Annotated in this window: 16 protein-coding genes; 10 read left to right on the top strand and 6 right to left on the bottom strand. The window is 55.4% G+C overall.

All coding sequences use genetic code 11. The annotated features are described in order from the left end of the window. Nucleotides 1-8 precede the first annotated feature (8 nt). On the top strand, nucleotides 9-1,226 hold the full coding sequence (locus PuT2_RS10750) for a CaiB/BaiF CoA-transferase family protein (RefSeq protein WP_093971056.1): 1,218 nt from the start codon (nucleotides 9-11) through the stop codon (nucleotides 1,224-1,226). Nucleotides 1,227-1,243: 17 nt separating this feature from the next. Here PuT2_RS10750 and PuT2_RS10745 read toward each other — a convergent pair whose 3' ends face one another. Then, nucleotides 1,244-2,011 carry an IclR family transcriptional regulator gene (locus PuT2_RS10745; protein ID WP_093971055.1) on the bottom strand — a complete coding sequence of 256 codons (768 nt, stop codon included), beginning with the start codon at nucleotides 2,009-2,011 and terminating at the stop codon, nucleotides 1,244-1,246. Nucleotides 2,012-2,134: 123 nt separating this feature from the next. Between PuT2_RS10745 and PuT2_RS10740 the strand changes: the two genes are divergently transcribed. From PuT2_RS10740 to PuT2_RS10715, 6 genes are read left to right on the top strand one after another with little or no spacing between them, the layout of a single operon-like run. Then, entirely contained in the window at nucleotides 2,135-3,031 is an 897-nt protein-coding gene (locus PuT2_RS10740; protein WP_093971054.1) for a polysaccharide deacetylase family protein, read from the top strand. Then, nucleotides 3,028-3,882, top strand: coding sequence for a branched-chain amino acid ABC transporter permease (locus PuT2_RS10735; protein ID WP_093971053.1), 855 nt, complete (start codon nucleotides 3,028-3,030; stop codon nucleotides 3,880-3,882). The genes PuT2_RS10740 and PuT2_RS10735 overlap by 4 nt, the downstream gene beginning before the upstream one ends. Nucleotides 3,883-3,884: 2 nt before the next feature. Next, a complete protein-coding gene (locus tag PuT2_RS10730; protein ID WP_093971052.1) occupies nucleotides 3,885-4,832 on the top strand; it encodes a branched-chain amino acid ABC transporter permease in 948 nt (315 codons plus the stop codon). 46 nt (nucleotides 4,833-4,878) lie between these two features. After that, nucleotides 4,879-6,138 (top strand): ABC transporter substrate-binding protein, encoded by a 1,260-nt coding sequence (locus PuT2_RS10725; protein ID WP_093971051.1) that lies wholly within the window; start codon nucleotides 4,879-4,881, stop codon nucleotides 6,136-6,138. Beyond that, complete coding sequence (locus PuT2_RS10720) at nucleotides 6,135-6,920, top strand: ABC transporter ATP-binding protein (RefSeq protein ID WP_093971050.1); 786 nt, start codon at nucleotides 6,135-6,137, stop codon at nucleotides 6,918-6,920. The genes PuT2_RS10725 and PuT2_RS10720 overlap by 4 nt, the downstream gene beginning before the upstream one ends. Beyond that, a complete protein-coding gene (locus PuT2_RS10715) occupies nucleotides 6,913-7,623 on the top strand; it encodes an ABC transporter ATP-binding protein (protein ID WP_093971049.1) in 711 nt (236 codons plus the stop codon). Before PuT2_RS10720 ends, PuT2_RS10715 begins: the two co-directional genes overlap by 8 nt. 23 nt (nucleotides 7,624-7,646) lie before the next feature. On the opposite strand, the gene PuT2_RS10710 is transcribed toward PuT2_RS10715, so the two are convergent. The 3 genes from PuT2_RS10710 to PuT2_RS10700 all read right to left on the bottom strand — a co-directional run bounded on the left by PuT2_RS10710 (nucleotide 7,647) and on the right by PuT2_RS10700 (nucleotide 9,085). Continuing rightward, nucleotides 7,647-7,928: an XRE family transcriptional regulator gene (locus tag PuT2_RS10710; protein ID WP_093971048.1), complete on the bottom strand. Its 282-nt coding sequence runs from the start codon at nucleotides 7,926-7,928 to the stop codon at nucleotides 7,647-7,649. Beyond that, nucleotides 7,925-8,272 (bottom strand): type II toxin-antitoxin system RelE/ParE family toxin, encoded by a 348-nt coding sequence (locus PuT2_RS10705; RefSeq protein WP_093971047.1) that lies wholly within the window; start codon nucleotides 8,270-8,272, stop codon nucleotides 7,925-7,927. Before PuT2_RS10705 ends, PuT2_RS10710 begins: the two co-directional genes overlap by 4 nt. 105 nt (nucleotides 8,273-8,377) lie before the next feature. Continuing rightward, nucleotides 8,378-9,085 (bottom strand): TetR/AcrR family transcriptional regulator, encoded by a 708-nt coding sequence (locus PuT2_RS10700; protein ID WP_093971046.1) that lies wholly within the window; start codon nucleotides 9,083-9,085, stop codon nucleotides 8,378-8,380. 160 nt (nucleotides 9,086-9,245) lie between these two features. Here PuT2_RS10700 and PuT2_RS10695 point away from each other — a divergent pair, with 160 nt between their 5' ends. Further along, complete coding sequence (locus PuT2_RS10695) at nucleotides 9,246-10,292, top strand: aromatic ring-hydroxylating dioxygenase subunit alpha (protein WP_093971045.1); 1,047 nt, start codon at nucleotides 9,246-9,248, stop codon at nucleotides 10,290-10,292. Nucleotides 10,293-10,429: 137 nt separating this feature from the next. Beyond that, nucleotides 10,430-11,482 carry a TIM barrel protein gene (locus PuT2_RS10690; protein WP_093971044.1) on the top strand — a complete coding sequence of 351 codons (1,053 nt, stop codon included), beginning with the start codon at nucleotides 10,430-10,432 and terminating at the stop codon, nucleotides 11,480-11,482. Here the strand turns inward: PuT2_RS10690 and PuT2_RS10685 are convergent. Further along, nucleotides 11,436-11,768, bottom strand: a complete 333-nt coding sequence (locus tag PuT2_RS10685; RefSeq protein ID WP_093971043.1) for a HigA family addiction module antitoxin — start codon at nucleotides 11,766-11,768, stop codon at nucleotides 11,436-11,438. The genes PuT2_RS10690 and PuT2_RS10685 overlap by 47 nt on opposite strands. A 10-nt stretch (nucleotides 11,769-11,778) precedes the next feature. After that, a complete protein-coding gene (locus PuT2_RS10680; RefSeq protein ID WP_093971042.1) occupies nucleotides 11,779-12,057 on the bottom strand; it encodes a type II toxin-antitoxin system RelE/ParE family toxin in 279 nt (92 codons plus the stop codon). A 280-nt stretch (nucleotides 12,058-12,337) separates the two neighbouring features. On the opposite strand from PuT2_RS10680, the gene PuT2_RS10675 reads away from it, so the two are divergent. Continuing rightward, entirely contained in the window at nucleotides 12,338-13,414 is a 1,077-nt protein-coding gene (locus tag PuT2_RS10675; RefSeq protein ID WP_093971041.1) for an NAD/NADP-dependent octopine/nopaline dehydrogenase family protein, read from the top strand. The last annotated feature ends 12 nt before the right edge of the window (nucleotides 13,415-13,426 follow it).

Genomic DNA, 13,426 nt, shown 5'->3' with positions numbered 1-13,426 from the left:
GAAACAGCATGTCTGCAGCATTGGAAGGGGTGGTTGTTCTAGATTTGTCCAGGATTCTGGCTGGCCCATGGTCAACCCAGAACCTGGCCGACCTAGGGGCCGATGTCATTAAAGTCGAACGCCCCGGTCAGGGCGACGACACCCGCTCGTGGGGGCCTCCGTTCGTCAACACGGCCGACGGGCAACCGCAAGATGCGGCGTATTACTTTTGCGCCAATCGCGGCAAGCGGTCTATTACGCTGGACTTCACCAAAGAGGCCGGGCGCAAAATCATTCTTGACCTGGCCGCAAAAGCAGACATTCTGGTCGAAAACTACAAGGTGGGTGGCCTGAAGAAGTATGGCCTGGACTACGATAGCTTGGCCAAGGTCAATCCAGGCCTGATTTATTGTTCGATTACCGGATTTGGGCAAGACGGCCCTTATGCCGAGCGCCCGGGCTACGACGCGCTGGTGCAGGCCATGGGCGGTTTAATGAGCATTACCGGCGAGCCCGACGGCACACCGGGCGGTGGCCCCCAAAAAGTGGGCGTAGCCGTGGTCGATATTTTGACCGGGTTGTACGCCACGTCGGCCATTCTGGCGGCCTTGTTTGCGCGCGGCAAAACCGGCAAAGGCCAACATATCGACGTCGCTTTGCTAGACGTCCAGGTAGCTGCGCTTGCCAACCAAGCGGGTAATTTCTTGCTAGGCGGCAAGGTGCCGGCCCGTTTGGGCAGCGCCCACCCCTCTATCGTGCCTTATCAGCCGTTTGCCTGCGCCGATGGCTACGTTATGTTGGCCATAGGTAACGACACCCAGTTCGCCGCATTTTGCAATGCAGCGGGCAGCCCGGCCCTGGCTCAAGACGCGCGCTTTGCCACCAATGCCCAGCGTGTCGCCAACCGCAGCGTATTGGTGCCCATGCTCGAAGAGCGCATCAAATTAAAAACTATCGATCAATGGTGCGCGTTGGGTACCGAACAAGGCTTCCCATGCGGGCCCATCAATACCATTGACCGCGTTTTCGACGACCCGCAGGTGCAGGCCCGTCACATGCGTGTCGATGTGCCGTCTGACACTTATGGCTCGCTGGCCCTGGTCGCCAGCCCCATGAAGTTTTCGGGCACGCCCATTCAATACGACACTCCCCCGCCCACATTGGGCCAGCACACGCAACAGGTGCTGGGCGAACTGGGTCTCGACGCCGCCGCCATCGAAGGCCTAAGGCAGTCGGGGGTGGTGTAGCGCATGTAGGCTCGGGCCTAAAGTTTTCTGCTCAGTGCTTCCGTAGCCAGACGAAGCAAAGGCAGAATTTCGTCAATGCGCTCTTGTGTCATGCGTGAATTGGTTGCGGCTACAGTAATTGCGGCGATGGGTTTGCCTTTTTCATTGATGACAGGGAGCCCCATTGCCGTTACGCCGGGTACCGCACGGTTCCCGATCAACGCATAGCCTGATGCCTGCGCCTTGGTCCAGTGCTCCATAATGTGTTCCGGGCTCAGGTTGCCGTAGATCGTCAGCCTGGGCGCAACAGCTTGTGTAATTTCTAGTGCCTCACGCTCAGACAGCGCGCTTAACAACGCCAAGCCACCCGCATTAACGCCTAGTGGTTGCCGTGCGCCAACCGGAACTGCCGGAGTTTGAATGGGGTAGGGGCCTTGTACCCTCGCCAGGCAAACGGCGTCATTACCGCTACGAACAAATAGAAAGGTGGTGTCTCCCGTTTGCTCGGCAAGTGCATTCAAGGTGGGGCGACAAATATCAACAAGATTGAATTGGTGCGTGGCGTTTAGCCCCAGCTCGAAGACCAACGAACCCAGTGCGTACCTCCGGCTTCCGGGATGTTGGGTCAACATGCCTTCTGCTACCAGTGCCTTCAACAAGCGATGTGCGGTAGGGCGCTCAAAATTCAGGGCTTTGGCAACATCGGCCAGCCGCATGCCGTCTGACGTACCGGATGCAATGAGTTTTAGCGCCTGCATCGCACGTCGAACGGTTTGTGCGCTAGTCCTGTCTGGCGTGCTTGTCATCTTAGACGAAACCCTAATTAAGTCCATTTAATGAAATTAAATTGTAATGCGTTGACGCTTAATAAGTAGATCCATAGAATTTTTTAGACCCGCGGTTCAATATTATTCTGATATGTGAAATTTATGAGCCAAGACGCCCGTAGCCCGGCACAGCGCCTTCCGTACCAATCGATTCTCGATCGTCCCCAGTTGAAGTTGCCTGACCATGCCAGGGTGGTTGTCTGGCCTGTGGTTAATGTTGAAGACTGGGAAATCTCCCGGCCCATGGCGCGTCAGGTATTGCCAGCCCCAACCGCCGCGCCGGTATTGCCCGATATTGCCAACTGGAGCTGGCACGAATACGGCATGCGTGTCGGCTTTTGGCGAATTAAAGCCGCGCTCGACAGCATCGGTGCCAAAGCAACACTGTCTGTTAATGGCCGGGTTTGTGAAACCTACCCCGTGGTGGCGGGAGCTGCCCGCGATGCGGGCTGGGAGTTCATGGCGCACGGCTACATCCAAATGCCAACTCATCAAGTCGACGATCAGCCTGCCATGATTCAGCGCACAGTCGACACAATTAAAAAATTTACAGGTAAAGCGCCTGTAGGTTGGCTCGGACCTGGTCTGACACAAACTTTTGATACCGTCGACCACCTGGCGCGTGCGGGCATACGCTATATAGGTGACTGGGCTATCGACGACCAGCCCATGCGTTTCGACACTGACGCCGGATCCATGGTGGCTATGCCTTACACGGTCGAGCTAAACGATATCCCCATGATGGCGGTTCAGCATCATCAGTCTGATGTCTTCCTGAAGCGCGTAACAGATACATTTGATCGCTTGTATCAAGAGGGGGCCGATCAGCCCCGGGTCATGTGCATGGCGGTACATCCGTTTTTGTCCGGTGTGCCGCATCGCATACGCTACTTCGAAGAGGCCCTGCAGTATGTCAATCGTCCCGGAGTTTTGTTCTGGACCGGGGAGCAACTGCTTGAGTGGTTTGAGGCGCAGTTGGCAGTTGGGGGCCAACCATGATTGGTAATTTTATCCAGGTCGCCAATGCTTTGTCGTTCTCGGCGTTGCTGTTCATTGTTGCCAGTGGGTTCACGCTTATTTTTGGCCTCTTGCGTGTGGTTAATTTGGCGCATGGCTCTTTGTATCTTATTGGCGGTTATGTCGGCATGGTTGTCGCTGTCGCCACCGGCTCATTCTTTTTGGCTTTTGTCGTCGCAGCCTTCGCCATTGCGGTCGTAGGCTATGGGCTTGACCGCTGGTTGCTCGAACGCGTCAAAGATACTGAACTTAAACAGGTACTGCTGACGTTGGGCTTTGCTATGGTGCTGAACGACCTGGCTCTGGTACTTTGGGGCGGTGATACCCGCACCATTCCGCTGCCCGACATGTTGCTAGGCGCGGTGCGCATGGGGCCGTTCTTTTACCCTAAGTATCGAATGATGGTCATCGTGGCCGGCATCGTTATTTTTGTGGCGCTGTGGTTCATCTATAACCGCACCAAGCTCGGAGCGCTCATTCGCGCTGGGGTCGACGACCGCGAAATGGTCCAGGCCATGGGTATCAATATCCGTCGTTTGTTTGTGCTTACCTTCATGCTCGGGTCTGCGCTGGCCGGGTTGGCCGGTACGCTAGGCGGTGCCTTTTTAACGCTGTACCCGGGCGCCGATGCCGAAATCCTGGTGTTCGCCCTGGCTATTGTCATTATTGGTGGCCGTGGCAGCTTGGCTGGTGCGGCCGTGGGCAGCCTGCTGGTCGGCTTCCTGGCCAATTTCGGGCAAATCTGGTTTCCCGAGTTCTCGTACTTCATTATTTTCGGGCCAATGGCTGTGTTGCTGGCGTTTCGTCCGCTCGGCCTTTTCGGAAGGGCATAGTCATGACTGTGAGTCCGGTTCTGCGTTATTCGCTCATTACTTTGTTGGCCGTATTCCTGCTTTCGGTACCCCACATCTTTGGCGAATACCCTAAAACACTGGTCACCGAAATTCTCATTTACGGTCTGTTTGCCATGTCCATCGATATTCTTGCGGGGTATGCCGGCCGCACGTCGTTAGGGCACGGGGCCATTTTTGGCACAGCTGGGTATGTTGTGGCGTACTACGTGGCGACGGTTAACGGCGACCCCTGGTTTGCCATGGTGCTGGGCTTAATTGCCGCTGTTGTGGTGTCAGCCATATTTGGCGCGCTGGCCGTACGCACCACCGGGGTGTACTTTTTGCTGCTTACCCTGGCCATGGGTATGGTGGTTTGGGGTGTGGCGTATCGCTGGACATCGGTCACCGGTGCCGAAAACGGCCTGCTTGGGGTTACGCGCCCTGAAGCGCTAACTAGCTTGGACACCTACTACTACTTCGTTCTGGCCGTGGTGGCCGTCATGGTGTTCATTATTCGCCGATTCGTCTATTCGCCTATGGGGCAGGCCTTGCGCGGCATCAAAGAAAGCGATACTCGCATGCGCACCCTGGGCTACAACGTGCCGCTTATTTTGGCCATCGGCTTTGTCATGTCGGGCTTCTTTGCGGGCGTTGCTGGCATCCTTATCGTTTATCTCAATAATTTCGTCAGCCCAAACAGTGTGTCTTTGGCATTGTCTACCCAAGGTTTGCTCATGGCCATCTTGGGAGGGATCGGCACACTTTGGGGCGGCTTCGTCGGGGCCGCAGTCATCATTTTGCTTCAAAACGTGGTCAGCTTTTACACCGAACGCTGGATGACGATTTTGGGTTTGCTATTTGTATTAACCATGCTGTTCGCACCCGAAGGTCTGCTGGGTAAAGGTCGGGTGCTGTCAGCGCGTTGGTTCAAGCGTTCATCGGAGTCTTGATTTCTCAGTAGCGGCATCACATCAATTGAACCCCAGGAGGTCCATCATGAATCGTCGTCGTTTTTTACAAACAGCCGGCGCAGCCGGTACGCTGGCTTTAGTGTCAGGTAACTTACGTGTTGCATTGGCTCAATCCAACGGGCCGATTCGTATTGGGCTGCTGGCGCCATTAACCGGGACGGCCGCTTCTGCAGGCCGAGAGTTGGTGGATGGTTGGAACCTATACTGGCAGCAAGCCGGCCTTGACCTGGCCGGGCGCAAAGTCGAGGTCATTGTTGAAGATGATGCCTCAAGCCCCGATACCGCATTGCAAAAGGCGCGCCGCCTTGTGCAGCAGCAGAATGTACACATGCTGGTGGGTAATGTGTTGGCCAACACCGGCCTGGCAGTAGCCGAATACGCAAAAACTACCGGTACCCCCTACTTCATGCCTGTGGTTGCCGCCGACGACCTGACCCAACGTACACGTATTCCCAATGTTTTGCGTGTAGCGGGCTTTGCGGCCAGCCAAATGACGCGCCCGCTGGCCGACTGGTGTCTTAAGCAGGGCTACAAAAAGGTCGTGACTATCGGCCAAGACTACACGTTTGGCCACGAGCAGGCCGGCGGGTTTATCCAAAACTTTACCCAAGGCGGCGGGACCTTGGTCGGACAATTATGGCACCCCCTGAATACGGCCGATTTCAGCCCCTACCTTGGGCAAATTCCGTCGTTCTCGCCAGATGTCGTGCTGGCCATTGAAACCGGCGCCGATGCCGCGCGCCTGCTGCAGCAATGGACCAACTTCGCCATGAAAGACCAGTTCCCGCTGGTTACGTCGCAAAACACAACAGACCAATCTATCATTCGCAACCTGCGGCCGGCCGAAGCCTTGGGTATTGTGTCATCGGCTCACTACGCCGAGGGTGCTGACGACCCGGCGGTTCAGCAGTTTGTAGAGGCTTACGAAAAGGCCTACAAAATCTTGCCGGCAATTTTCGCCGCCGAAGGCTTTACGGCCGCACTCTGGATTGCCGATGCGGTTAAACAAGTGCAGGGCAATGTCGAGCAAACTGATGGCTTCCTGACTGCTGTCAAGCAGGTAAAAATCCCCGAGAGCCCGCTCGGCAAGAACCTGTCCATGGATGAGTACGGCAACCCTATTTACAACATCTACATTCGCAAGGTGGTCCAGCGGCCTGACGGAAAAATGGTGAATTCGGTGATTGATTCATATGCCAATGTGTCGCAGTTTGGCAATCTTGACCCCGAAACCTACATGAAGCAGCCGCCATTCAGCCGTAACTTCCAGGGCGTTACAAAATGACAAATGGTGTGTCGTCCAGGCCAGCGGGTACGCCGGCTCTTGTGCTTGAAGGCGTGGGTCGAAGCTTCGGGGGGCTACGGGCCGTCAACGAAGTCAATCTGACGGTAGCCGCCGGCACTACGCACGTTGTTATCGGCCCCAACGGGGCCGGTAAAACAACGTTGTTTGCGCTAATTTCCGGCGAGCTTGCGTTGTCGTCCGGCAGTATCAGCCTTTTCGGCGCCAATGTGTCGAAGTGGTCGGCAACACGCCGGGCATTGTCTGGTATTGGGCGAACCTACCAAATTACCAATGTCTTGGGCGGCTTAACGGTCGAGCAAAATATTTTATTGGCGTTACGCGGCAAGCACCCCATCAAGTATTCGTTGTTTGGCAGCGCGAAGCCATCGCAGCGTGAAAACGAGCGCATCGACGAGTTGCTGACACGTTGCAGCATTAGTGCGTTTCGTCATACCAAAGCATCGGCCATGTCTTACGGCCAGCAGCGTCAGCTCGAGCTGGCTATTGCCCTGGCTTGCGACCCCATGGTGTTGTTGCTAGACGAGCCAGCGGCGGGTTTGTCGCCGGCCGAGCGCGGGCCAATGGCCGATATCGTTCGGCAACTACCCGACGACCTGACGGTGTTGCTGATCGAGCACGATATGGAGCTTGCCTTGGGGCTTGCCGACAGGGTGACCTGCCTGCATTTCGGTGAGGTACTGGCCGAAGGGACACCCGCAGAAATTCGCGCCAATCCGCAGGTGCAAGACGTTTACTTCGGAGCCGCAGAGCATCATGCTTGAAATTGTTAATTTACACAGTAACTATGGCGAGGCCATTGTGCTGCGAGGCGTTAATCTGTCTGTTCCTGCGGGGCGGGTAACGGGTTTGTTGGGGCGTAATGGCATGGGCAAAACGACGCTTATTCGCTCCATCATGGGCTTGACGCCGCCTACGGTCGTTAAAGGGTCAGTTAAATTCGGTACAACCGAACTTGTCGGACGCGAGCCCGATCAGGTCGCTGGTTTGGGTATTGGCCTTGTGCCGCAAGGGCGCCGGCTTTTCCCCTCGTTAACCGTGGTCGAACACCTCGAAATCTGTCCGCGCCGCGACGCACCGGCGGGGCGCAGCGCCTGGACAATAGACAGGGCCTTCGAGCTTTTCCCGCGTTTGGGCGAGCGGCGCAAGCATCGGGGTAATCAGCTTTCGGGGGGCGAGCGCCAGATGCTCGCGATTGTGCGTGCCCTGATGAGCAACCCCGATTTATTGCTGATGGACGAACCCACCGAAGGCTTGGCGCCGGTCATGGTGCAGCACGTCGAAAACGCGGTTCGAATCTTGCGTGACGAAGGCCTGACGGTACTATTGGTAGAGCAAAACCTAAGAAGCGCGCTGTCACTGATAGACAGCGCAAACATCCTTGAAACCGGTGTCCTTGTGTATTCGGGTACCGCCCAAGACCTCAAAAATAGTCCCGACATCCTGCAACGCCACCTGGGCGTTTAAGGCTTCTTCAGCACCGCAGAAAACTACGCAGTCAATGTGATCGTCAGGCGTTTGCCCAACGCGTGCGCAGCGCTGGTCAGTGTTGCCAGTGTCAGGCCTGTGTCGTTGGCATCAAGCAGGCGGTTAAGGGCGGCACGGCTGGTCTTCATGCGTTCGGCCATTTCGGTTTTTGTAAGCCGCTGCGCTTTCATTTCCTGGCTAATTTGCCATGCAATCACGCGTTTTGCGGCAATGGCAGTGGTTTCCTCAAGCGTGCCTTCAGTGGCCAGGAAACTGTCAAAATCGCCGCCAATGTGCTTGTTCATAATGTATTCCTGATTTGTTTTAAACGACGTGTCGCAATAGCAAGTTCTTTGATTGGCGTACTTTGGGATTTTTTAATAAACCCATGTAGTAGCACAATGGTTTGGTTGACGATCGTAAAAAATATGCGTGCGATGCGTCCGTGCAGGTGAGTGCGCATTTCCCATAAGCCATCCGCTATTTTTCTGACTAAAGGCATGCCAAGGGGCCAGCCCAACTGGATTGTTTTAATGTCGACGCCGATGGCTCGGCGATCTTGGGCATCGAATGTTTGCAGCCAAACTTTGACGGGCTCAGTGCCGTTCTGGGTTACATAGAAACGGACAGACAGACAAGGTGTGAACACCGATTGTACCTTTTTTAGTACATCCCGAATAGGGGAGGGTGTTCAGTCTTGCATCCGCTTTAACGCGACGCAATGCGCGCATCTACGCGTAGATACGAATGACCGTCAGGGCTTCTTCAGCACCGAATTCAGTAATAATTCGCTGATGTAGTTGCCCCATCGCTCGATTTCGGCAGGATCCATCAGGTCGGCGTTCAGGAAGAACGAGAACGTGTAGCGGTTGGAGATGTAAAAGTACCCCAGCGCCGTCATGGCCATGTACAGGTGCTTGCTGTCTACGTCTTCACGGAAAATATCCTGGCGCTGACCTTCCTCGATGACATTGCGCAAAATCGAAATCGCCGGCCCGGAGTATTGGTCGGCGCTTTTTGATTTGGCAATGTGCTTGCCCTTGTTCAGGTTTTCGGAATTGAGCAGCACGATCAGTTCGGGGTTGTCGATGTAGTAGCGAAACGGGAACTGAATGATGGTGCGTAGGGCTTGCACCGGGTCGGTCATGTCGAGTTTCAGGTTCTTCTCGGCCTCGAATACATCTTTGTAGGCCTCTTCAAGCACCGCTACAAACAGCTTTTCTTTACTGCCAAAGTAGTAGTAGATCAGGCTGTCGTACGACTTGGCTGCTTTCGATATTTTTTCGACACGAGCGCCGCCATAGCCATCGCGGGCAAAAATCTTTTTGGCCGCTTTCAGGATATTGGCCCGCGTGGTTTGTGCTGAACGTGAACGTCCGCGCTTTGGCGGCTCGTCTACCTCGCGTGCGCTGGCTGCAAGGTCTATGGTTGAAGCTGCTGCGTCGGGGTCTTTTCGTGTCATTGCCGATATGAAATGTTGAAACGTTCAGCCGCAAGTTTACTGTGCCCAGCACCTTAACAAAAAATATTTTGCACAGTATTGAATTTATGATTATGATTGAATTAATGTAGTGAATACTCAATAAATTAATTTCACCTGGCAAGGTGGACCGGAGGACATCATGGCTGAATACGTATTAAACACGTGGTACCCCATTGCTTGGTCGCGCGACATCACGCAAAGCCTGGCGCAGCGCCGCATTGTTGAAAAAGACGTGGTCATGTACCGCAATACCCAGGGTAAGGTGGTGGCCCAGCTAGATATTTGCCCGCATCGCATGCTGCCGCTGTCTCATGGCAAGCTCAAGGGCGATGTCATCCAGTGCGGCTACCACGGTATGGAATTTGACTGTTCCGGCAAGTGTGTGCGCATTCCCGGCCAAGACAAAATACCGGCAGGGGCCAAAGTGACTACTTACCCCACGCACGAACACATGGGCCTGGTCTGGATCTGGATGGGCGACGCCGACAAGGCCGACCCTGCCAAGGTGTACGACCTGCCGCAGTATCACGACCCGGCCTGGCAGGCCGTTGAAGGCGATGCCCTGCGTATTGAGTGCAACTACCTTAACCTGTGCGACAACCTGTGCGACCCGTCGCACGTTAGCTTTGTTCACCTGACCACGCTGGGCAATGCCGCCAGCGAAGATGTCCCTGTGCAGTCAGAGCGCACCGAAAACGGCGTGCTGACCTGGCGCTGGGTGCTCGACTCTCCAGCGATTCCGCTTTTTCAGAAATTCGGCGGCTTCACCACCAATGTCGACCGCTGGCATTACTACCACTACACCGCGCCCAGCATTGCCGTTATTGACTTTGGTACCGCCAAAACCGGTACTGGGGCGCCCGAAGGCAACCGCGACGACTGCATTCAAATTTACGCCTGTCACTTCATGACGCCGGTTGACGAAAACACGGTTATTGACCACTGGCTGCACGTTAAAAACTTCAAGGCCGACGACGACACCAACAAGGCCATGTCGGCGTCCTTCCGCGAAGCGTTTTCCGAAGACAAGGTCATCCTCGAGGCTATTCATAAAAATGAAAAAGCCTACCCAGACTTCAAGCCGGTATTGCTGAACCTGGATGCCTCTGCCGTGCGCATGCGCCGCCTGGTCGACTCGATGATCGACGCCGAAAAGGCCGAGCGCCAGTCTGTAAAAGCAGCGTAATAAAGCCAGTAGCACGCGCACCCGCTTTGCAGGGCTGTGCGCGTTGCTTGCAAGCAAAAGGCTATAGCGTGCCCGGCACCCGTGTCGGGCGTTTGCATACAAGCCACAAAGATAAGCTCAAATAAAGGACCCACAGAATGAAACCCATAGACCCCGATTTCCCCTTCTTGCTGGGCTGTAACGGCCGTGGTGCGCAGGCCTCGTCCATGTCGCGGCCCGTGTCGCTTGAAGAGCACAGCATCGACGAACAGTTCCGGCTGGTTAAAGAATCGGGTGTCTTTGACTATTTCGACCGCATCCCCTTGCGCAGCAATATCGACGACTACCGCAAGGCGATTGAAAAGTACGACTTGCCGGTACATACTGCCAGCTGGTTCTATATGCTGGGCCGTGACGACGCTTTGCTTTCAGACAACCTGAAAATTTGCGCAGAAATTGGTGCCAAAGCGCACAACATCATGACCTTTACGCACCACGCGCAAGGTCATGTACTGTCAGATCAGGAAATCATCGACCATTACCTGCAGGTATACGACGAAGGCATGAAGCAGGGCGTGGCGCCGGTATTCGAGCTTCATGTCAATATGTGGAACGAATCTTACGCGCGTGTCACGCCCATTGCCAAAGCCATTCAAAGCCGCGGTATTCCGTTTAACTTTAATGTGGACTACAGTCACGTTGCCTTCAAAATCGGCAACCCCGAAGAGCTGGAAATTTCTGAGTGTCGCGAAGCGGTTGAGTCAGGGCACATGAAGCTCGACCCGTTCGAGCCCGGGTCGTTGCTGGAAGAGTGGCTGAGCCTGAACATGGTGACCTGGACGCAACTGCGTACGGTGGGCCCCAGTCAGCCCAAAAACCTTTGGTATAAAAATGAAGACGGCAGCTACGCACGCGGCATCCAATACCCTATGACCCGCCCCGCGCCGGGCGAATGGCACTCGCAGTGGCATGCCTACTTGCTAGAGCCTTCGAAAGAAGCCATTCGTATGGCCATGCGCTATCACATCACCCACCCCAACAGCCCGTTGCGGTATATCACGACCGAAATGATCAACCTGCCCGACTACGGGTTGGCGGCCAAGTACAACCTGTTCGAACAGAACGTGGCATGCGCAAAATTCATTCGCCAAGCCTGGAAAGAAATCAAGGCCCTGCACGCCGCCGGGCTGGTGACCTGGCCGGCGGTATAGCGTTTAGAGGCCGAATGCCTGCCAGCACTTCGGCCAATGCTTCCTTTACGCACGCTTCGTCGTAACGAAGTTGAAGACTGGTCCAGAACTCATCGGAAGTGCCAAAAAATTTTGACAGCCGAAGGCCTGTGTCTGCAGTGATAGATCGTTTCCCAACGACAATTTCGCCTATTCGCCGCTGCGGCACGCCGATTTCTTTGGCCAGACGGTATTGCGTAATACCTAACGGCTTTAGAAATTCCTCCATCAGAATTTCGCCGGGTTTTGGGTAGGGGACGTCGCGCATAAATAGCCTGCTAGTGGTAATCAACAATTTCGACCATTTCGGCATGGCCGCTATTCCAAATAAAACAAATGCGCCATTGGTCGTTAACACGAATACTGAACCGACCTTGCCTATCGCCGGCAAGTGCTTCGAGCCGGTTGCCGGGTGGGGCGCGTAAGTCGTCAAGGCTGCACGCGCCGTGTATAAGTGCCAACTTTCGTATTGCCACTGTTTCGATGTTTGAGAATTTGGCGACACGAGTGCCTTCAAACAATGCCGCTGTGTATTTGCATGCGAATGACTTGATCAAAATAGTAACGTATCACAATAGTATTGTAAATCGATAGTATTGGGCTGCGTTAATAGTGAAGTGCGCTGTAGCATTTAAGTGGCAGCACCCGGCCCAGCCCACACAGTGCCCGAAGCCTCCGCCCAAAACCAGCCTCGGCTGGGCATGTTTGTCCGGGTAATCCCCCTCTACCAAAACCCCGCTAATCCGCATTTACCCTTATTGCTGATTGCCTTGCAAATACCGTACCTTAGAAAAAAGTATATGCAAGTGCATACAATTAACCAGCATGGAGTCGGGTATGAAAATTGCAGTTTTAGGCGGTGGGCATGGGTGTTACGCGGCAGCGGCCGACTTAAGCGAGGCCGGGCACGAGGTGAGTTTATGGCGGCGCGACGCGGCTGCTTTGCAGCCCGTTATTGACAGCGGCTGCATCACCATCAAAGACGACGAAGGCCAGCGCGATATCCGCATTGCGCATGCCACCGCCGACATTGGCGAGGCCATTAAGGGTGCCCAGTTAATTGTTATTCCGTCGCCGGCTATTGCGCAAATGGACATTGCCCGTGCCATGGCACCCCATTTAACCGATGGGCAGGTCGTTTACCTGCCGCCCGGCACCTTTGGCAGCTATTTAATGGCCGAAGCGGTAAAAGCCGCCGGCAACAAGGCCGAAGTGACCTGGGCCGAAACCGGTACCTTGCCCTGGCTGGTGCGCAAGCATGGCCCCAACACCGTGGCCATTACCACCCGCGCCACCCGCTTGCCTACCGGCGCCTACCCCGCCAAGCGCTCTGCCCACGCACTCGACGTCATCCGTCAGGCTTTTCCAGTTGTCGAGCCCTGCGAAGACGCCATGTCGGGCGCGCTCATGAATGCCGGCCCCATCATCCACCCGCCGCTCATCATCATGAACGCCGCGCCCCTGCAGCACTTCGAAGCCTGGGACATTCACAACGAAGGTACCCAGCCCGCCGTGCGCTCGGTCACCGACAAGCTCGACCTGGAACGCATTGCCATTCGCGAAGCCATGGGCTATGCCGCCCCGCATTTCCCGCTGGCCGACCACTACAACAGCGACAACTGGATGTACGGCGACGTACACAAAAAACTGGTGAAAAGCGGCGACTGGCGCGAACACATCGACCTGCACAGCCACCGTTACATGACCGAAGACACCATGCTGGGCTTGTCTTTCCAGGCTTCTGTAGCCGATTGGACAAACACCGACGCGCCCATCAGCAAAGGCTTGCTGGCCATTGCCGGCGGTATTGTCGGCCAAGACCTGCGCAAAGGCCCCCGCGCTTTGCCCACCATGGGCCTGGCTGGCCTGAACAAAGCCGACATGCGCGAACTGCTTTACCAAGGTAAGGCCTAGCATGGCGTCCTA

The sequence above is a fragment of the Pusillimonas sp. T2 genome (assembly GCF_002236805.1).
In the GTDB taxonomy this organism is placed as follows: domain Bacteria; phylum Pseudomonadota; class Gammaproteobacteria; order Burkholderiales; family Burkholderiaceae_B; genus Neopusillimonas.
Note: the sequence above shows the minus strand (reverse complement) of the source record. Positions and strands in the feature narration are given on the sequence as shown.